This window comes from Pseudoalteromonas sp. CNAT2-18.1 (assembly GCF_022347865.1).
Lineage (GTDB): Bacteria > Pseudomonadota > Gammaproteobacteria > Enterobacterales > Alteromonadaceae > Pseudoalteromonas > Pseudoalteromonas ruthenica.
In genome coordinates this window covers 377,204-396,236 of sequence record NZ_JAKRFR010000005.1, presented here as the reverse complement: position 1 = coordinate 396,236, position 19,033 = coordinate 377,204, and the positions used below count along the sequence as shown (strand labels likewise).

The window sequence follows — 19,033 nt, the reverse complement described above, 5'->3', positions numbered from 1 at the left end:
TATGGCAGTTGCTCGTCATCGTGGCTTTAGTTTAATCGAGATTTTAGTGGTTTTAGCGATCATCGCTTTTACCGCTAACCTCGTGGTATACAGCATCGATGACTCACATGAGGATGAGCTCGAGCAACACGCCCTCGCGCTGCAAACCAGTATTAATTATGCCTCTGAGTACGCCATTTTAAATCAGCGTCAATTAGGGTTGTATGTTGCCGATAATGGCTATGAGTTTTTAACCTATGCTGAGCAGGAATGGCGGCCATTGGAAGATGCCGAAGGGATACTGAAAGGCAAGCAATTCGAACCGCCTTTTGAGTTGACCTTGAATCAAGAAGATTTGCCATGGGCGCAAGATAGCCTGCTCAATGCCGTCGACTGGCAGCAGCTTTTAGGGGTCGATGAAGAGGACTTCCTTGAGCTGGAAAAAATGAAAATCCCGCAAGTGATGATCCTTTCCTCTGGAGAGGTCAGCCCGTTTGAGCTGGCGTTGGCCGTGGATAGCCGTGAAGAAGAGCTTATGCCCTACACCATTACCGGTGAGTTTATGGCTCCTGTTGCACTTGATAGAGAGCAGTGGCCATGAATCGAGGCAGAGGTTGGCGGTATCAGGGCTTTACGTTGTTGGAAGTTATGGTGGCCTTAAGTATATGCGCCATGGCTGGCATTGCGGCGATGCAAATCAGCGGCGAGCATATTAATCACTTAAGTACCATCGAAGAGCAAACCTATGCGTCTTGGGTGGCAGAAAACCAGTTAGTTGAAATTCGTGCTCAAGGTGACAAGTGGGCTGCTAAAAATAACCATAAAGGCAAAGTCGAGTTGGCTGGACAAACCTGGTATTGGCAGCAAAAAGTCACGCGCACGGCGGACAGTAGCTTTGTAAAAGTGGATATCGAGGTGTACACCGATGAGCAATACGAGCAGTTTGCTTACACCCTGTCCACCTATATCGATAAAGAGGCCAAAAGCAATGGCCGGCGCTAATGGCTGTCACAATGCGAGCGAAGGCGGTTTTACCTTAGTCGAGGTGTTGGTCGCGTTGGCTGTGATGGTGTTTATTATCGGCGCAACCCATCAGATTTTGGATGTAACCACACGCACCAAGGAAGCGTCAGAGCAAACCTTGGATGAGCTCTCACGGCTACAAAACGTATTTCGTATGCTAGAGCAAGACTTTAGCCAGATCACTAAACGCAAAGTGCGCAACGAGGCGGGTGATACGCAAGAGCAATTCCTGATGCACGAACGCTATTTATTCGATAGCGAGTTTGATGGTATCGGCTTTGTACGCAGCGGCTGGACGAACCCCGGCTACCTATTGCCGCGCAGTGAATTGCAAGCTGTGGCATACCGGGTACAAGAGGAGCGGCTAGAGCGGCTATATCGACTCTATGTCGATCAGTTAGATAGTACAGAGCCTCGTGTGCAAGTGCTGTTAGAGGGGGTGCAAGAGCTCACTTTTGAATTTTATGACAGTAAAGGAGAGCAGCCATGGCAGCCACAGTGGCAACAAGAGGGATTACCCAAAGCGGTATCTATTGAGCTGACGCTAAAAGACCGGGAGCCAATTAAACGTTTGTTTTTACTTGCAGGGCAAGGCAAGGAGGCAAAAAGTGGCGAAAAGTAAACAGTCAGCTCGTGGTGCAGCGCTGGTTATCGTGTTGTTTATTGTCGCCTTGGCGACGACTATAGCGGCGCAAATGAGCATCAATTTAATGGTGCAAGTGCAAAAGTCTACGAATTTAGACGATTTCCGTCAGGCGAAATGGTATGCCTATGCAGCGGAAGCGCTGGCACAAAAAGTGTTGCGGGAAAGTATTGAAAAAGAGCCCGATAAAATGCATTTACAACAACCTTGGGCACTCGCCGCTGACACCCCTTATCCGGTGGAAAACGGCACCATTAGTGGTGTGATAAGGGACTTACAAACGTGCTTAAACTTAAATGCCTTGCGCGCTGAGCCCAGTGCTGCTGAAGGCGGCTTTGTTAAATCAAATCCTGCGCATAAGGCGCTGCTAGCCTTGCTCAAAGAAGTTGAGGAGTTGCCTGCGCAAGAGTCGGAAGAGGCCATGGCTGACAGTGTCTTTGATTGGCTTGATGAAGACAGTATTACCATGCGTTCAGGCGCTGAAGAAGATGAGTACTTGTCACGTGATGTGCCTTACTTAACCGCCAATAACTTCTTCGCCGATATTTCAGAGCTGCGTTTAGTGAAGGGCTTTAACCCCTTAGTCATGCAGAAAATAGCCCCCTATGTGTGCGTTATTCCTGATGACGAGCTGTTTTCTATTAACGTCAATACCATTACTGAAGATCAGGCGCTGTTACTGGCAGCAATGGTCAATGGTCTCAGTGAGTCAGGTGCGCAGGCGGTGATTGCCGCTCGTCCCGACGAAGGATTCGATGAGCTCAATGAGTTCACCACAGAAGTAAAAAAACAAGGCGGACAGGATGTGAAGGCAGATGATGAGCGTTTTGTGTTGAAAAGTGAGTACTTTCAATTACAGACCACCGCTACCTTCGTTGATTTCGAGTTTACTATGACGTCATTACTACAAGCAGATAAAAACAACGTAACTATTTTGGCGCGAAAATTTGGAGGCGTGCAGTGAGAGAGTCCTTACTGATCCACGTGGGCGAGCGCCCCGATCAGCCCATACATTGGCTGGTCTATAACCGCAGTGAAAATGAAATTATTGGCAGTGGTCAACTACATGATGCCAATGAATTAGAGCAGTTAGCAACGAAAGCACATAACCGTGAGTGCACCTTAGTGTTACCCAGCGCTCAGGTGCAATGTCACCGCGTGCAATTGCCGACTAAGTGGAGCCGCAAGCTAGAGCAAGCGCTTCCTTATATGATTGAGGAGCAGGTTGCCGTTGATGTCGACAGCTTGTTTATCGCTCACGGCCAGGCGCACAGTGATGGCGAGCAGCACTTCATTCAGGTTGCTTTGGTGAACCGTCAATGGTTGCAAAATTGGCTATCAGTATTGAGCGATGCGCAATTGCTTGTCGAGCATATTCACAGTGATGCTCTGTTATTACCGGAGCCTCAGCCACAGCGAGCTACAGCGATGGCTGTCAATGAGCATAGCTTTTTGGTGCGCTATGGAGCGTGGCATGGTGCACAGCTAGAGCCACAGTGGGCCGAAGCCTTTTTAAGTGCCGTTGGCGTACAAACCTTAGACTTGTATAGCCCGCTGCCTGGTTATCACAGTGAGCAGATAGCCACCGAAGTACATGAAGAGAAGTTTGAGTTACCTTTGGCGATGTTCGCCACCGCCTCGTCGCCAATCGATCTTCGCCAAGGCGAATTTGCTTATAAAAAGCAAAGCTATGGCTGGTTAAAAACTTGGCGCCCGGCGATGGTGGCAGCAGCGGTGACCTTGGTCTTTATGCTTGGGGTTAAAGGCGCGCAGCTTTATCACTATAGCAGCCAAGCTGAAGCAACCAAGGCTCAGGTGATCAGCACTTATGAACGTGCTTTCCCAGGCACTAAAGTGCGTCCTCATTTATTACGGAGCCAGATTAACGGTGCTTTGAAAGAAAGTGGCCAAGGGCCGAGCGCCCAATTTTTATTATTACTACAAGATTTTGCCGATGTGGTGCAACAAAGCAAACAGTTTGTGCCGCAAACATTACGCTTTGACCAACGTCGCAATGAACTGCGCGTAGGGGCCCGAGGACAAGATTTCCAAAGTTTTGGGCAGGTAAAAGCCAAACTTGAGCAGCGCGGTTTAGATGTTGAGCAAGGCTCACTCAATAACGATGGTGAAAGCGTCATCGGCGAGTTAAGAATAAGGGGAGCACAATGAGCGCACTCACTAATTATTGGCAGTCCTTAAAGCCGCAAGAGCAGCGTTTACTCTTAATTGCTGGTGCGGTATTTGTGGTGTTCTTCTTTGTCATGGTGGTGTATCGGCCGTTGAATAATGCCATTGAAGACGCCAAGCAAGACCAGCTAAAACAACAAGAGTTGCTGCAATTTGTGCAGCAAAGTGTGGCCAAGCTCAAAGCAAAAGGCGCCGTTGCCAACACCGGTGGCAAAAATGTGACGCAAATCGTCAACCGCACCCGGGGCCGATATCAAATTGCGATCAGCCGTATGCAGCCAAGCGGTGATGGCTTACGGGTAAACATTGATAGTGTGCCGTTCAACCAGTTGTTAGCTTGGCTTGACGAGTTGGTGAACAATCACGGCGTTAGCATCGCCAATATTGAACTGTCGCAAGACCAAAAGCCTGGGCATGTGCGCGTTAGCCGCATTGTATTGGAGTAACTATGTCTGTGAAGAAAGCATTCGCTCTGGGAAGCTTATTTTTACTATCTTTTATTATCTTTGCTGTGGCTTTATTTCCCGCCTCTATCGCGCTTAATTTGGCGGCTAAGCAATTGCCGCCAGGATTACAGCTAGGGCCAGCAAGCGGTACCATCTGGCAAGGACAAATAAATGGTGTGCGCTATCAAGGTCAATACCTGAGCAAAGCGCAGTGGCAAGTGAATGCCTGGGCATTACTAACAGGTAAAGCGCAAGTGGATGTCACCTTAGGGAATAAACGTAACCCTGAAGAGCTCTCTGCGGGTGGGGTGATTAACTATGGGCTGTTTGAGAAGGACTTAACGGTTACTGACGCTAATGCCCGTATTCGTATAGAGCAGGCATTGGCACAAGTACAACTGCCTATTCCCACCCAAGCGCGAGGGCGGATTTTTGTTGATATTGCTCACTATCAATTGGGTCAGCCGCACTGCCAAGTTCTCGCTGGCGAAATTAGCTCACCAGATATCACCGTGAAAGGGCGCAATGGCTGGTTCAGTATTGGTGAATTAGAAGGGCAGTTAGCCTGTAAAAACGGCGGCATTAGCGTGAAAGTTGATAAAGAGAATCGCCTTGGGCTGCAAGTTGATGCAGGCCTTAACGAGCGTAGTCAACTTACAGCAAGTGGTTTTGTAAAGCCGGATGCGAGTCTACCTAAGGATGTGCATGATGCTGTACAGTTCCTCGGCAACCAAACCAGTGATGGGCGTTATAGGATCAACTTCTAATGAGCGACAGTGTGCAGCAACAACTGCAAAAATACTTGGATGAACATGACCACGCAATGGACTTTGTGCAGCTGCAAGGCTACTTGTTTGCCCTTGTGTGCGCCCCTCAGCCTATCGAGCCAGAGCAATGGTTGGTCGATGTGTTGGGCGAGCAAGCCGCGAAGAGCGATGAGAGCATATTATTTGCGTTAATGAATGCGCAGCAACAGGTGAGCGATCAGGTCTACAGTGAGGGGTTCAACCTGCGTAAGGTTGTGCAATTGCGTCAGCCTTGGCAGCATAACTTTGCCAATGATGCACCTATACTTTTGTGGAGCCAAGGGTTTGCGATTGGTGTTAGCTATTATATTGAGCCGTTGCTAACGGCGCAGGCGGTGGATGATGACAGTCGCGAGATGTTGCTACAAGCGGTGACCGTACTGAGTTTGTTCAGTGAGCAACAAGCATTTTGCGCACAAGCCGCACAAAGTGGGCAGAGCGAGCAACAGTTTGCCGAAGTCTTGTTCGATATGATGGCCGACTTTAGCCTCGGCTTTGCTGAGCTGATTGAGCTTGTCGCAGTGCAAAGTGGCTTATTTGATGATGAGCAAGAATGGGACGGCTAGGATAGCTGTAATAGCACGTCGGTACAGCCCTTTTCGCACCGTGCGCTCGCATAGCCCGGCTCACCCAGAGCTAGGATGACTTTTCCATGGCAGTGCTCGCAGCGCACCTCTTGACCTTTAGACAGTCGCTGTAGCAATTTTTTTTGCTGCACAAACGACTGGGTTTGCTTTTTGGTCAGTGACGAGAAATCCATAACTTAGTGGGTGCTGGCGATGACCGAGCAGCTTTGGCGCAAAGCATCACCAAACAGATACTCATTAAGCTCGCGGTTTAAACAGTATTTATGCTCCCATGCGTACATGCTCTTAACGGTACGCAAAGCAGACGCTAGGTGTTGATCCTGTTTGTCTGTCAAGCGTACCTGTTGGCGAATTTGCTCTAGGGCTCGTTTGGCTTTGACTTCTTTGTTCACTTTACTGGCCGCGCTCAAATCGGACATGGTCTGATTAAACAGCTTGTCGCGGGGGCCTTTTACTATTGGGTGGTCTATGGTGAAAAAAGCCAACACCAAAAAAATAATAACCAATAACTTCTTCATAACTAAACCTTGATCTAGGTAACTGCGAGCGCAGCCCTAGTTTAGTAAACTCTGTGTTTTAAAAGCAAGCAAAAGCCATGATATATGCCTGCAAAGGCATCATTTTTGTCGCTAAATTGATATACTTGCACTCTAAGCAGTTAAACTAACTGTCCCCTTCCTAAAAACGTGGCGTTGAGGAAAGACAATGGATAAAGAGCAGCGGATCAAGGTAAAAAATATCCCTACTGACGTGAAGATCGAAAAGCCCAGTGCGGCGCAAAGCGATCGATTTAATCCCCGTAACCGCATTTACGTTCGCGCCGTAACAGGCCTCCATCAATTGTTACGTCAACGTATTGGTCTGGTAGGAATGTTGGCCTTTATGTTACTTCCTTGGATTAATTACAATGGCCAGCAAGCAGTGTTATTCGATTTAATGAACCAGCACTTCACCATTTTTGGGCTGACGTTTTTACCGCAAGACCTCACCATTCTCGCGTTTATTTTTATGATTGCTGCCTTTGCGCTGTTTTTGGTGACCACCTTTTATGGCCGAGTATGGTGTGGTTATACCTGCCCGCAAACCGTGTGGACGTTTATTTTTATTTGGTTCGAAGAGAAGATAGAGGGCACTGCAAACCAGCGTAAAAAGTTGGATCAGCGCCCCATGGATTTTGATAAGTTTTGGCGTAAAACAGCCAAACATGGTAGCTGGCTGCTTTTCTCTCTCTATACTGCTATTACCTTCGTTGGCTACTTCACTCCGATTCGTGAGTTGTTGCCCGACTTTTTTACCTTTTCAGCCGGTGGTTATGCGGTATTAAGTATTGCTGTCTTTACACTATGCACCTACGGTAATGCTGGGTGGATGCGCGAAATCATGTGTTTGCATATTTGTCCTTACTCACGTTTCCAATCAGCCATGTTTGATAAAGATACCTTCACAGTCAGTTACGATGCTAAGCGCGGTGAGAAACGTGGTCCACGTGGGCGCAAACAAGATCCAAAGGAACTGGGTTTGGGCGATTGCATCGACTGTAACTTGTGTGTGCAAGTGTGCCCGACCGGCATCGACATTCGTAACGGCCTACAGTATGAGTGTATAAACTGTGGTGCCTGTATTGATGCCTGCGATGGCGTGATGGATAAAATGAACTATCCACGCGGGCTCATCTCCTACACCACCGAGCGCAATCTTGAAGCGTCGGCAGAGAAAACCAAACCCGTTCGTGGCAAGCTGATAGGCTATTCAGTCATTCTATTTATTCTTATTGGTGCGCTGGCGGCCAATATTATGATGCGCGTGCCGATGGACTTAGACATTATCCGCGATCGTAATCAGCTGTACCGGGTCAATATGGAAGGCTTGGTAGAGAATACCTATACCTTAAAAATTCTTAATAAAGCCCAGCAGGAACAACGCTTTAGAGTAGAGGTGCAGGGGTTGGAGCATTATCAAGTGATTGGTGAGCAGGAGTTCACCGTGCAGCCGGGGCGCTCCCACAATGCACCGTTGTCGGTGATCATTGACCCTTATGACTTACGTAAGCCAATGACCGAATTTGAGTTTGTACTTTACCCAGTGGATAGCCCTGACACTCAGCTTAAGCAATCTAGCAACTTCTTTAAAGGGCGCTAATGTGAGCGAGTTTAGTTTTGCATCTTTGACACCTGACACCATTTTAGATGCCCTTGATTCGGTTGAGGTATATGCCGAGTCGGGGTTATTAGCACTCAACAGCTATGAGAATCGGGTGTATCAATTTTTGGCGGAGGACAAGCGCCGCTATGTTGTAAAGTTCTATCGCCCAGAGCGTTGGAGCGATGCACAAATTTTGGAAGAGCACCGCTTCACTCAAGAATTAATGGATGCTGAGGTGCCAGTGGTGGCACCTTTAACAATCAACGGCAAAACCCTGTTTAAGCATCAAGGTTATCGTTTTACTCTGTTCCCAAGTGTGGGGGGGCGGCAGTTTGAAATGGACAATCTGGATCAGTTGGAGCAACTCGGGCGTTTAATCGGGCGGATGCATCAAACAGCTAAAGCGTCTGCTTTTGAGCAGCGACCAACGCTTGGGTGCGACGAGTATTTGCATCAAGCTAAGGTTCATTTACAGCAAAGTAACTTGGTGAGCACAGCCATGTCGCTGCCATTTTATACTGTACTGCAACAGGTTATTGATAAAACGGTACAACTTTATGATTGTTCGCAGAGTATTCGCTTGCATGGTGACTGTCACGCTGGCAACATTCTATGGTCTGCGGACAACACCCTGACATTCGTTGACCTTGATGACAGCCGACAAGGCCCTGCGATTCAAGATTTATGGATGATGCTCAGTGGTGACAGGCAAAATCAGTTATTGCAGCTTGATACCTTGGTTCTGGCATATGAAGAGTTTGCCGACTTCGACCATTCTCAGTTGCGATTGATTGAGCCATTGCGAGCCATGCGCATGGTGCATTATATGGGCTGGATAGCAAAACGTTGGTCAGATCCGGCGTTTGAACGGAACTTTTCTTGGTTTGCTGAAGACAAATACTGGGAACAGCAAACTCTGGCTTTAAAAGAGCAGTTGGCGGCGTTAGATGAGCCACCATTAAAACTTTTACCTTAAGCACCTGCTTTTGATGTTTAATGTATACATTGAGATGACTATGATAAAAACTTTAAAATATTCACTACTACTACTTTGCCTACCTGTTGCCGCTTGGGCAGCTGACTTTAAAGCGGGCGAGCACTATCAAGTACTTGAAGCTGAAGCGTCTGAAGCTGATAAAGTAACCGAATTTTTCTCTTTCTACTGCCCTCATTGCTTCAAGCTTGAGCCCATTGTTGGGGCGCTTGAAGAGTCACTGCCTGAAGGCGTGCCTTTAGTTAAGAGCCATGTAAACTTCTTACGTATTGATAAAGATGCGCAAAACCGCCTAACTCGGGCTTACCTCGTTGCCAAAGAAGAAGGTAAAGATGCCGAAGTAGCGCAGGCGATTTTCGATAGCATTCACCGTCAACGCGAGCCATTACAAACGCAAGAGTCTGTGGAAGCATTGCTCGCAGAGCAAGGCATTGATGCCCAACGTTTCGCTATGCTTGCTGCGAGCGAGCCTGTTGTAAATGGCGAGAAAGAAGCTGTGGATGACCAAACAACTTACTCAAAGCTAGGTGCTTTGACCGGTGTGCCAACACTTATCGTTAACGATAAGTACAAAGTGCATGTGCATAAAGTGGCATCGCAACAAGAGCTAAACGAGCTCGTAAACTATTTATTAGAAAAATAATCGGAGTACTCGATGAAGAAGTTCATTGCTTTAGCCATGATGGCATTGGCGCTGCCCATCAGTGCGATTGCGGCACAGTTTGAAGAAGGCACGCACTATGAAGTGGTTTCGGACAGAGCTAGCCGTAAGCCGGAAGTGAAAGAGTTTTTCTCTTTCTATTGCCCCGCATGTAACGCCTATGAAGGCTTGCTTATGGATGTAAAACCAAAGCTCAGCAAAGATGTTGATTTTAAGAAAAGCCACGTTAACTTCATGGGCGGCCGCAGCACCGAGAATCAAGATATGCTGTCACAAGCACTCGCAACTGCTGAAGTGCTGCCGCAAAAAGACAAGTTGATTGCAGCCATCTTCAGTCATATCCACACTAAGCGCGCTAAGTTTAACGAAGTCGCTGATGTGAAAGATATTTTTGTTGCCAACGGCGTAGATGGCGACAAGTTTGACAAGCTATTCAAAGGCTTTGCTATTCGCACCAAAGCCTCGAAGATGCAGCGCGATCAAGAATACTTTAAAGAAAAAGGGGCCCTACGCGGTGTTCCTACCTTTATTGTTAATGGTAAATATCGCCTACTACTAGGTCGTGAGTCAGGTGTTACCGACCCCGAAGATATTGCCGCACTGATTAACTTTCTTGCGAAAAAATAAGTTAAGAAAGACACAAAAAAACCGCATTTAATGATGCGGTTTTTTTATTCTGCAAATAATGTCAGCTACTTGCGAGTGAGAAATACACCGGATTCTATATGATGGGTGTAAGGGAACTGATCAAAAATCGCGAATCGCGTTACCTTGTGAGTACTTGCTAGCCTATCTAAGTCGCGCTCTAATGTGTCTGGGTTACAGGAGATGTAGACAATATTGTCATACTCACTCACCAACTTACAGGTTAACTCATCCATACCAGCACGCGGCGGATCAACCAAGATGGTCTGGCAGTTATACTCTTGTAAGTCGATGTCTTTTAAGCGGCTAAAGCTACGTTCTTGACGCATAGCTTGGGTAAACTCCTCGCTACTCATACGAATAATATCGAGGTTAGTCACCTTATTAGCAGCGATATTGTATTGTGCCGATTTAACCGATGACTTCGAAATTTCTGTGGCTAATACGCGATTGAAAGACCCTGCTAAGGCGACTGAGAAGTTACCATTACCGCAATAAAGCTCGAGCAAATCATTATTCAAAGGGGCGCACACATCTTGAGCCCAGCCCAGCATTAGCTCGTTCACCTTGGCATTGGGTTGGGTAAAGCTGTTTTCTACTTGCTGATAAACGTACTGCTGGCCATTTACCTGCAAGCGCTCGATAACATAGTCATTTCCTAACACTTCTTTTTGTTTGCGAGCACGACCAATGAGTTCAACATTAAAACGTTGTTGTAATCTTGCTTGTAATTCCTTGGCACCAGCTAGCCATTGCTCGTTGAGTGGCTTGTGGTAAAGCAGGCTCACCAACGCCTCACCGCTTAGCGTCGTGAGGTAATCGATTTGAAACAGTTTACGGCGCATCAACTCATCATCTTTGAGCTCGTTGATAAGCGCGCTCATAAGGTCATTGATTAACGGCGCACCCGGGTCAAAGTGATCAACGCGGATCTTCTCTTTGCTCACAGGGTCAAACATAATGTGGTAGAGCTCGTCCTGATCATGCCATACTCTAAACTCAGCACGTTGACGGTAATGCTTCGGCGGCGAAGCAAACACTTCAAGCTGTTGCACACCAAAGCGCGAAAACTGTGTCGTGATTCGTTGTTGTTTTTCTGTTAGCTGCGCGTCATAGGTGCTGGTATCGATATCAATTACTGGCATGCAAACCTCTCGTTATTAAGTGCGCCGCTATTGTAGGCAGTTGCCACGGTTTGTCCAGTATCGGCCATTATAAAGTGCACAAAATTTCTACAGTTTCTGTGCGTGCTGCCGATAACAGCGGTAGTAGTATATTAATTGACTCATGAATGTGTGCTGCCAAGGCTTGGCAACCACTGCAGAGGAGGGCCTTAGCTCATGAAAATTAGCGATTTAAATCATATCTTTAACCAAAGCAATCGTTCTGGTTTAAAAAATAAAGGTGATGCGCCGGCACAGCCCGCGATTAACTCTCCGAGGTTTGATAGTTACTCATCGGGTTATGGCCAAGTGGGTGCCAAGGTATTGAATGACAAATTGGCGCAAGCGTTGGGTCTCGAACAACCAAAACAGCAAAGCAAGCCGTTATTTGACTTCGAAGAGGTAGTGAAAAATGTGCTGCAGTTTGTCACTGGTGCGGTGAAAAAAGCGAAAGCCGATGGCGCCAATGACGACAAGTTACAAGAAATGCTGGCGCAAGCGCGCGAAGGCGTGCAAACCGGTATTGATGATGCCTACGGTGAGCTTGAAGATGCTGGGCTACTCAACGACGAAATTAAAACCGGCATTGAGCAGTCACAAAAAGGTATTGAGGAAGGGCTCAATGAGTTTGAGCAATCGCTTTTTGGTGAGCAAAGTATTGGTAATGGCGTAGCGGTAAGCCAAGCTCAGTATATGCAGCTACAAAATAATGCCGAGTATCGTTTTACTACCGCTGAAGGCGATGAAGTGGTCGTTAGTTTAGCGCAAAACTACCAAGCTGGTGCGGCAGCCAGTTTATTTGCCCCCGGCGAAAAGCAAGGGGCTGGCTATGCATCTGAACAGTTTGAGAAGCAGGAATTAAACTTCACGTTATCGGTTAATGGCGAATTAAATGAAGATGAGCAGCAAGCTGTAAATGATTTCATGGCACAACTGCAAGGCGTAAGTGAAGACTTCTTTAGCGGCCAATATGATGAGGCGTTCAATAAAGCCAGTGAGTTGCAGCTAGATAACCCAGAGCTAGTCGCTTTCTCTATGGATCTGACACAAACTAAAACTCGCGCTGCAATAAGAGAGTATGAGAGCACGGCTCCAGGTAAAGAAGTTGCCAAAGAGCTGCAACCTTTCAATGAGTCGCTGAAAGAGGCATACAAGCAGGCCGGTGACTTAGGGCTGCAAAATGAGTTATCGGGGTTGATGCTTTGGCTCAATCAAGATAAAGAGCAAGAGAAAGTGCAAGAGTTTATTGACTACAGCAAAGCGATGTTCTCGCAGCTGGAGCAGCTGTTAAAAGACTCACCATCGACCCCCAGCGATGACAGCGAGTAATAAACAAAAAGCACCATTTGGTGCTTTTTTAATGCCTTGGTTACATTCAGTTCATAGTACTTTAATATGATGCTCAGCAGCTATTCAGCAAACCTGTGTTTAAATTTGAAGTACAAAGTGGGGCTAAGCTTTTGTTTTTGCTTCACTGCGGTCTACACTTTGGGTGTGGAAATGAACTGTTGGCTTGGACCACGACGTAAACCACATTGATTAATGTGGCTACGATAAGAGCAAGAAATGCCAGCTAATAAAGTCAATAACAATCGAACGAGCTCAGATTTATTAAGCAGTATTAACCGCTTTTTTAATCTGGTGTGTGACGCACAAATGCTAAGCGCGTGCTCGATAATCGTTAACATGGGATGGATACAATGAAAATCAAATCACTCTCTGCAGCTATTGTACTGGCTTTCGCAACTCAAGGCGTTATGGCTGACGAACAAACAAACCCGCAAGAAGGCCTCCATATTGGTGTTTTTGGGGATTATTTCTGGGCCGATTGGGATCGCATCGATGGTGCGCCTGTAGGCACTGAAATTGGCGAATCTTTTGGCTCAGGTGTTGAAGTGGGTTATCGCTTTAACGAATATTGGACTGCACGCTTAGAGTTCGCTGCACTCGAGCTTGATATTGAAAATACCGACAATCATAAAACCGGCGAGCGTTATGGTGCGGACGTACTATACCACTTTAACGATACCGTTTATGGTGTGTTGGGTGCTAAGAAGTTTGATGTTTATAACGACTTCAATGCGGCAAATCTAGGTGTGGGTTTTCGCCATCACCTAACTTATAACTGGGCTGCCTATGGTGAAGCAAATTACTACGAAGGCTTGAACCAAAATCACTCAGACTTCGGCCTTAAACTCGGTCTTAGCTATCACTTTGGTGATAAGCCGCAGCCGAAAAAAGTAGAGCCGGCGCCAGAGCCTGTTGTTGCTCCAGTAGTGAAAGAAGAGCCGAAAGACAGCGATAAAGATGGTGTTATTGATGCGCGAGATAATTGCGCAAATACACCTATGACCGATGCGGTGGATGAGAACGGCTGTACTCGTTACATGGAAAAAGGCGATAAAGTGAGCTTGTTAGTGCGCTTCCCGCATGATAACTCAGACGTAAACCAGCGTTACTTTGATGATATTCAAGAAGTGGCTGACTTTATGAAAGAGTATCCAAAAACCACTGTGCTATTGGAAGGTCACGCCTCTGCAGTGGGTGATGCCGCTTACAACAAAACGCTCTCTAAAAAGCGTGCCGATCACGTAGCGAACCAGCTTATCGACGACGGCATTGCCGAGTCGCGCATCAATACGGTGGGCTTCGGTGAAGAGCGCTTGTTAAACGATGCAAACACTGCACAAGCACATGCGCAAAACCGTCGCGTTGAAGCACATATTTCTGTAACTGAACGCGTAAAAGTAAATCGCAACTAAGTATTATCTGATGAAAAAGCCCAGTGTGATGCTGGGCTTTTTTGTTGCAAATAGTTATTACTCAACATTCACCACTTTATATCTTCTCTTAATTGATATTCATCAAATTTATAGTGACTATTTCCTTACTGGGCAATGGCAGCAATTTTCTTCTATCTTTAAAGCCTTTATAATTGTATTCGTGTCAAAATTTTATAAATAGTACGTAAGCGCTTTGGCGATACGCGCTGTTTTCACGTCACCAAGAGGGCAAAATTGTGCTTCAAGAATATCGTAAACATGTTGAAGAGCGTGCAGCCCAAGGTATTGTGCCTGCACCACTAGATGCTCAGCAAACAGCTGACTTAATCGAACTTATTAAGAACCCACCAGCCGGTGAAGAAGAATTCATTTTAGACTTACTTGTAAACCGTGTACCACCTGGTGTGGATGACGCGGCTTACGTAAAAGCAGGTTTCCTTGCTGCAGTTGCTAAAGGCGAAACGCAAACGCCACTTATTGATAAAGAAAAAGCAGCAGAGCTACTAGGTACTATGCTTGGCGGTTACAATATTGCGCCAATGGTAGACCTTCTTGATGACGACGCTTTAGCACCGATTGCCGTAAAGGGCTTGTCACACACTTTACTTATGTTCGACGCGTTTTATGACGTGGAAGAAAAAGCTAAAGCAGGTAATAAGTACGCGCAGCAAGTTATTGAATCATGGGCAAATGCTGAGTGGTTTGAGAAAAAGCCAGCAGTACCAGAGAAAATTTCTGTTACCGTATTCAAGGTAACCGGTGAGACTAACACCGATGACCTTTCTCCAGCCCCTGATGCGTGGTCACGTCCTGATATTCCATTGCATGCTTTGGCAATGCTGAAAAATGAGCGTGATGGCATTAACCCTGATAAAAACGGTGAAGTAGGTCCTATTTCACAGCTAGAAGAGCTAAAAACAAAAGGCTTACCACTTGCCTATGTAGGTGATGTTGTCGGTACTGGTTCTTCACGTAAATCAGCGACTAACTCAGTACTTTGGTTTATGGGTGAAGACATTCCTCACGTACCGAATAAGCGTGTTGGTGGTGTTTGTCTTGGCGGTAAAATTGCCCCTATTTTCTTCAACACCATGGAAGATTCGGGCGCGCTACCAATCGAGTTAAATGTTGATGACATGAATATGGGCGATCAAATTGATATCTACCCATATGAAGGTGTGGTGAAGCGTCACGGCACCGATGACGTGATCAGCACTTTCGAACTTAAATCTGACGTGATTCTTGACGAAGTGCGTGCTGGCGGTCGTATCCCATTGATTGTGGGTCGTGGCCTTACTGATAAAGCGCGTGCCTCATTGGGTATGGAACCGGAAGATATTTTCCGTAAGCCGAAGATCATCACCGACTCAGGTAAGGGCTTTACCCTAGCGCAGAAGATGGTTGGTCGCGCTTGTAACATGCCAGGTGTTCGCCCAGGGCAATACTGCGAGCCGAAGATGACTACCGTGGGTTCACAAGACACCACCGGTCCAATGACGCGTGACGAGCTTAAAGACTTAGCTTGCCTTGGTTTCTCTGCTGACTTAACCATGCAGTCTTTCTGCCACACTTCTGCCTACCCGAAACCAATCGATGTGAAAACGCACCACACGCTGCCTGATTTCATCATGAACCGTGGCGGTGTATCACTGCGCCCAGGCGATGGTGTTATTCACTCTTGGCTTAACCGTATGCTACTTCCAGATACAGTCGGTACGGGTGGTGACTCACACACTCGTTTCCCTCTAGGTATTTCATTCCCAGCGGGTTCTGGTGCGGTTGCGTTTGCGGCGGCGACTGGGGTTATGCCACTGGATATGCCTGAGTCTGTATTGGTGCGCTTTAAAGGTGAAATGCAGCCAGGTATCACGCTACGTGATCTCGTCCATGCTATTCCTTATTACGGCATCAAAGAGGGTCTGCTTACCGTTGAGAAGAAAGGTAAGATCAACGAATTCTCTGGCCGCATTCTTGAAATTGAAGGTGTTGAGCACCTTACTGTTGAGCAAGCATTCGAGCTCTCTGATGCATCAGCGGAGCGTAGTGCCGCTGGTTGTACCGTGAAGCTTAGCCGTGAATCAATCGCTGAATACCTAGAGTCAAACATTGTCATGTTGAAGTGGATGATCTCTGAAGGTTACGGCGATGTACGTACTATTGAGCGTCGTATTAAAGCGATGGAAGAGTGGCTTGCCAACCCAGAGCTAATGGAAGCGGACAAAGACGCAGACTATAAGCACGTGATTGAAATTGATCTTGCAGAGATCAAAGAGCCAATCCTGTGTGCGCCAAACGATCCAGATGATGCGCGTTTACTTTCTGACGTAACCGGTGAGAAAATCGACGAAGTATTCATCGGTTCATGTATGACTAACATCGGTCACTTCCGTGCCGCCGGTAAGCTTCTTGATAACTACGGCGGTCGTTTGCCAACTCAACTTTGGGTTGCGCCACCAACGAAGATGGACCGTGACCAGCTAACAGATGAAGGTTACTACGGTATCTTTGGCCGTGTCGGCGCTCGTATTGAAACACCAGGGTGTTCATTGTGTATGGGTAACCAAGCTCGTGTTGCTGATAAAGCGACTGTGGTGTCTACCTCAACGCGTAACTTCCCGAACCGTTTAGGTACTGGTGCTAATGTATTCTTGGCTTCTGCTGAACTTGCAGCGGTAGCGGCGATTTTGGGTAAACTACCTACGCCTCAGGAATACCAAGAGTATGCCGAGAAGATCAATGCGACAGCGGCTGATACGTATCGCTACTTGAACTTCCATAAAATGCCTCAGTACACCAAAAAAGCGGATGAGGTCATCATCCAGCAAGCGGTGTAATGCAGCGTTAAATAAAAAAGCCCACGCAAGTGGGCTTTTTTATGCTCAAAACAAAGTTGATTAGGTGTTTATTTTTTCACTGTATAAAAATATTAGATTATTTACCTATTATATTCATATGTATGCATTTTTGATGCAAAAACACATAAACTAACTGGGTAAATAAAATCAAACCACCACCGAAAATAGCTTAAGATCCCCGCAAATTTGCATAAAAGGCAGGATCTTTATGACAACGTTAAATAATCAGAACCTTCTCCAGCTTCGTTTTATCGACCAAGCTCATATCGACGCAGTAAAGCCTTCGTTTGATAATCTTCCCGACAACCCGTATGCCGATGGTGCATTTCGTAAGCGACGTTACTCAGTGGTTAAAATGCAGCAAGGCGAGCTTACGCTACAGCCGACTAAAGCCTTTGTTCAGGACGACTCCATCAATAACTTCCAAGGCAATATTGAGCGTACCTACGAGAATCTAGAACAGTCGCTGTTGGCCAGTGCAGGCATGAAGCGCATTGTGGAAGAGTTTCGCACCATGACCGGCATCAGTGATGACCGTGATATTGAAATTCACCAGTTCCGCATGCTGGCAATTGAAAGTGACACGCCGCCGGCACCTGAAGGCGTGCATCAAGATGGCTTTGACCATGTCTGTGTATGTGGCGTATCGCACGAAAACCTAGAAGGCGGAGAGCTGCTGGTGTATGAGCATAAAGAAGCGAAACCGTGTTTTAAAATGGAGATTAAAGACGGCATGTTTGCCCTGATTGACGATCGCCAAGTTTGGCACAACGCCACGCCGATGAATAAAATTGATGATAGCAAGCCAGGTTACTTGGATTGCTTCGTGCTGACAGCTTAAGGGACAGCCATGAACTTAATCGAATTACGCCAGCAGTTTCCGGCGTTAATGCAGCAGGTGGATGGTCAATCTCCGATCTTTTTTGATGGTCCAGGTGGGGCGCAGGTTCCGCAGTCTGTTTTAGACGCGATGAGCAGCTACCTTGGCCACTACAATGCTAATTTGGGCGGCGCGTTTTTCTCCAGTGACAAAACCGTGGCGGTGATGAGCGCAGCGCGTCAAGCAGTGGCTGATTTACTTAATAGCCCAAGCCCTGAGCAAATTGTCTTTGGCGCCAACATGACCAGCCTGACATTCAGTTTCAGCCGCGCTTTGTCTAGAGACTGGCAAGCGAGCGATGAGATCATTGTCACCAATGCTGACCATTATTCAAATGTATCATCTTGGGTGCAGGCTGCTGAAGACAAGGGGGCGCGAGTGCATGCACTACGCGTCAACGAGCAGGATTGCACCTTGGATATGGCTTATTTCGAGCAGCTTCTTAATGACAATACTAAGCTGGTGGCAGTGACCTATGCTTCCAATACCACAGGCTCTATCAATGATATTAAGCGCATTATTGAGCTTGCTCACCAGCACGGTGCGTTAGTCTATGTGGATGCCGTGCACTACGCACCACATGAGCTTATCGATGTACAAGCCTTAGACTGTGACTTCCTTGCTTGCTCAGCTTATAAGTTCTTTGGTCCGCACGTGGGCATCGTTTACGGTAAGCGCGCTCATTTAGAGCACTTTACTCCTTACAAGGTCGCGCCGGCGAAAGATGTGGTTCCGGGACGTTGGGAAACGGGCACACAAAGCTTCGAGGGGTTGGCCGGTGTCACCGCCGCAATAGACTACATCGCCAGTTTAAGCGGTCTTGATGCCAGCACGCCACGTCGTCAGCGTTTGCAAGTCGCCTTTGCCAATAGCAAAGAGCATGAAATGGCGCTCAGTCGCCACTTCTTAACGCGTTTGGCAGAGTTTCCACAGATCACTCTGTATGGCATTAGCGATGTTGAACGAGTGCAACAGCGTACACCCACCTTTGCACTGACCATTGCTGGCTTCGAACCGCGCCAAATTTCGGAGTTTTTAGGCCAGCACCACCTCTGTGTATGGGATGGTAACTTTTATGCGCAAGGCCTGTGTGAGCAGCTCGGCGTGATGGATAAAGGCGGAGTCGTGCGTATCGGTTGCATGCACTATAACAGCATCGCCGAAATAGACCGCTTATTCGAGCTCTTGGCAACGCTCATTAACAACGCCTAATGATGTAGGTTAAAAGGCGGCGTAACA

At 47.1% G+C, this 19,033-nt stretch carries 19 protein-coding genes; 17 read left to right on the top strand and 2 right to left on the bottom strand.

Translation table 11 applies throughout. The features are described from left to right. Nucleotide 1: 1 nt before the first annotated feature. The 8 genes from gspH to MHM94_RS13400 are packed head-to-tail and all read left to right on the top strand — an operon-like array spanning nt 2 to nt 5,650. A complete protein-coding gene (gene gspH / locus MHM94_RS13435; RefSeq protein ID WP_235419464.1) occupies nt 2–580 on the top strand; it encodes a type II secretion system minor pseudopilin GspH in 579 nt (192 codons plus the stop codon). Then, nucleotides 577–981: a type II secretion system minor pseudopilin GspI gene (gene gspI, locus MHM94_RS13430; RefSeq protein WP_022943739.1), complete on the top strand. Its 405-nt coding sequence runs from the start codon at nt 577–579 to the stop codon at nt 979–981. Before gspH ends, gspI begins: the two co-directional genes overlap by 4 nt. After that, nucleotides 968–1,624 (top strand): type II secretion system minor pseudopilin GspJ, encoded by a 657-nt coding sequence (gene gspJ, locus MHM94_RS13425; protein ID WP_138508107.1) that lies wholly within the window; start codon nt 968–970, stop codon nt 1,622–1,624. Before gspI ends, gspJ begins: the two co-directional genes overlap by 14 nt. Further along, the gene (gene gspK, locus MHM94_RS13420; RefSeq protein ID WP_235419465.1) at nt 1,611–2,609 is read left to right on the top strand and encodes a type II secretion system minor pseudopilin GspK; all 999 of its coding nucleotides are present in this window, start codon (nt 1,611–1,613) and stop codon (nt 2,607–2,609) included. Before gspJ ends, gspK begins: the two co-directional genes overlap by 14 nt. Continuing rightward, nucleotides 2,606–3,814, top strand: a complete 1,209-nt coding sequence (gene gspL / locus MHM94_RS13415; RefSeq protein ID WP_045979102.1) for a type II secretion system protein GspL — start codon at nt 2,606–2,608, stop codon at nt 3,812–3,814. Before gspK ends, gspL begins: the two co-directional genes overlap by 4 nt. Next, nucleotides 3,811–4,278, top strand: coding sequence for a type II secretion system protein M (locus MHM94_RS13410; protein ID WP_235419466.1), 468 nt, complete (start codon nt 3,811–3,813; stop codon nt 4,276–4,278). The genes gspL and MHM94_RS13410 overlap by 4 nt, the downstream gene beginning before the upstream one ends. A 2-nt stretch (nt 4,279–4,280) precedes the next feature. Next, on the top strand, nt 4,281–5,045 hold the full coding sequence (locus MHM94_RS13405) for a type II secretion system protein N (protein ID WP_235419467.1): 765 nt from the start codon (nt 4,281–4,283) through the stop codon (nt 5,043–5,045). Further along, nucleotides 5,045–5,650 carry a UPF0149 family protein gene (locus MHM94_RS13400; protein WP_235419468.1) on the top strand — a complete coding sequence of 202 codons (606 nt, stop codon included), beginning with the start codon at nt 5,045–5,047 and terminating at the stop codon, nt 5,648–5,650. The genes MHM94_RS13405 and MHM94_RS13400 overlap by 1 nt, the downstream gene beginning before the upstream one ends. Before the next feature lie 197 nt (nt 5,651–5,847). Here MHM94_RS13400 and MHM94_RS13395 read toward each other — a convergent pair whose 3' ends face one another. Continuing rightward, complete coding sequence (locus MHM94_RS13395) at nt 5,848–6,189, bottom strand: hypothetical protein (protein WP_152441301.1); 342 nt, start codon at nt 6,187–6,189, stop codon at nt 5,848–5,850. 187 nt (nt 6,190–6,376) lie between these two features. Between MHM94_RS13395 and ccoG the strand changes: the two genes are divergently transcribed. From ccoG to MHM94_RS13375, 4 genes are read left to right on the top strand one after another with little or no spacing between them, the layout of a single operon-like run. Beyond that, nucleotides 6,377–7,810 (top strand): cytochrome c oxidase accessory protein CcoG, encoded by a 1,434-nt coding sequence (ccoG, locus tag MHM94_RS13390; RefSeq protein WP_022943748.1) that lies wholly within the window; start codon nt 6,377–6,379, stop codon nt 7,808–7,810. A 1-nt stretch (nt 7,811) separates the two neighbouring features. Continuing rightward, nucleotides 7,812–8,789 (top strand): serine/threonine protein kinase, encoded by a 978-nt coding sequence (locus MHM94_RS13385; protein WP_022943749.1) that lies wholly within the window; start codon nt 7,812–7,814, stop codon nt 8,787–8,789. A 40-nt stretch (nt 8,790–8,829) separates the two neighbouring features. Then, nucleotides 8,830–9,450, top strand: a complete 621-nt coding sequence (locus MHM94_RS13380; protein WP_026110942.1) for a thiol:disulfide interchange protein DsbA/DsbL — start codon at nt 8,830–8,832, stop codon at nt 9,448–9,450. A 12-nt stretch (nt 9,451–9,462) separates the two neighbouring features. Beyond that, nucleotides 9,463–10,095: a thiol:disulfide interchange protein DsbA/DsbL gene (locus tag MHM94_RS13375; protein ID WP_130147092.1), complete on the top strand. Its 633-nt coding sequence runs from the start codon at nt 9,463–9,465 to the stop codon at nt 10,093–10,095. A gap of 65 nt (nt 10,096–10,160) precedes the next feature. On the opposite strand, the gene trmA is transcribed toward MHM94_RS13375, so the two are convergent. Then, on the bottom strand, nt 10,161–11,258 hold the full coding sequence (gene trmA, locus MHM94_RS13370) for a tRNA (uridine(54)-C5)-methyltransferase TrmA (protein WP_151173532.1): 1,098 nt from the start codon (nt 11,256–11,258) through the stop codon (nt 10,161–10,163). Nucleotides 11,259–11,453: 195 nt separating this feature from the next. On the opposite strand from trmA, the gene MHM94_RS13365 reads away from it, so the two are divergent. From MHM94_RS13365 to MHM94_RS13345, 5 genes are all read left to right on the top strand, one after another. Further along, nucleotides 11,454–12,605 (top strand): DUF5610 domain-containing protein, encoded by a 1,152-nt coding sequence (locus tag MHM94_RS13365; protein WP_235419469.1) that lies wholly within the window; start codon nt 11,454–11,456, stop codon nt 12,603–12,605. Between the two features lie 371 nt (nt 12,606–12,976). After that, nucleotides 12,977–14,038, top strand: a complete 1,062-nt coding sequence (locus tag MHM94_RS13360; RefSeq protein ID WP_045979110.1) for an OmpA family protein — start codon at nt 12,977–12,979, stop codon at nt 14,036–14,038. Between the two features lie 257 nt (nt 14,039–14,295). Next, nucleotides 14,296–16,893: a bifunctional aconitate hydratase 2/2-methylisocitrate dehydratase gene (gene acnB, locus MHM94_RS13355; protein WP_022945501.1), complete on the top strand. Its 2,598-nt coding sequence runs from the start codon at nt 14,296–14,298 to the stop codon at nt 16,891–16,893. 229 nt (nt 16,894–17,122) lie between these two features. Further along, the gene (locus MHM94_RS13350; protein ID WP_022945502.1) at nt 17,123–17,755 is read left to right on the top strand and encodes a 2OG-Fe dioxygenase family protein; all 633 of its coding nucleotides are present in this window, start codon (nt 17,123–17,125) and stop codon (nt 17,753–17,755) included. Nucleotides 17,756–17,764: 9 nt separating this feature from the next. Next, nucleotides 17,765–19,006: a cysteine desulfurase-like protein gene (locus MHM94_RS13345; protein WP_235419470.1), complete on the top strand. Its 1,242-nt coding sequence runs from the start codon at nt 17,765–17,767 to the stop codon at nt 19,004–19,006. The last annotated feature ends 27 nt before the right edge of the window (nt 19,007–19,033 follow it).

Bases quoted from the DNA above. Each gene is read 5' to 3' on its own strand.
- gspH (WP_235419464.1), top strand. From the start codon at position 2: ATGGCAGTTGCTCGTCATCGTGGCTTTAGTTTAATCGAGATTTTAGTG.
- gspI (WP_022943739.1), top strand. From the start codon at position 577: ATGAATCGAGGCAGAGGTTGGCGGTATCAGGGCTTTACGTTGTTGGAA.
- gspJ (WP_138508107.1), top strand. From the start codon at position 968: ATGGCCGGCGCTAATGGCTGTCACAATGCGAGCGAAGGCGGTTTTACC.
- MHM94_RS13410 (WP_235419466.1), top strand. From the start codon at position 3,811: ATGAGCGCACTCACTAATTATTGGCAGTCCTTAAAGCCGCAAGAGCAG.
- MHM94_RS13405 (WP_235419467.1), top strand. From the start codon at position 4,281: ATGTCTGTGAAGAAAGCATTCGCTCTGGGAAGCTTATTTTTACTATCT.
- MHM94_RS13400 (WP_235419468.1), top strand. From the start codon at position 5,045: ATGAGCGACAGTGTGCAGCAACAACTGCAAAAATACTTGGATGAACAT.
- MHM94_RS13395 (WP_152441301.1), bottom strand. From the start codon at position 6,189: ATGAAGAAGTTATTGGTTATTATTTTTTTGGTGTTGGCTTTTTTCACC.
- ccoG (WP_022943748.1), top strand. From the start codon at position 6,377: ATGGATAAAGAGCAGCGGATCAAGGTAAAAAATATCCCTACTGACGTG.
- MHM94_RS13380 (WP_026110942.1), top strand. From the start codon at position 8,830: ATGATAAAAACTTTAAAATATTCACTACTACTACTTTGCCTACCTGTT.
- MHM94_RS13375 (WP_130147092.1), top strand. From the start codon at position 9,463: ATGAAGAAGTTCATTGCTTTAGCCATGATGGCATTGGCGCTGCCCATC.
- trmA (WP_151173532.1), bottom strand. From the start codon at position 11,258: ATGCCAGTAATTGATATCGATACCAGCACCTATGACGCGCAGCTAACA.
- MHM94_RS13365 (WP_235419469.1), top strand. From the start codon at position 11,454: ATGAAAATTAGCGATTTAAATCATATCTTTAACCAAAGCAATCGTTCT.
- MHM94_RS13360 (WP_045979110.1), top strand. From the start codon at position 12,977: ATGAAAATCAAATCACTCTCTGCAGCTATTGTACTGGCTTTCGCAACT.
- MHM94_RS13350 (WP_022945502.1), top strand. From the start codon at position 17,123: ATGACAACGTTAAATAATCAGAACCTTCTCCAGCTTCGTTTTATCGAC.
- MHM94_RS13345 (WP_235419470.1), top strand. From the start codon at position 17,765: ATGAACTTAATCGAATTACGCCAGCAGTTTCCGGCGTTAATGCAGCAG.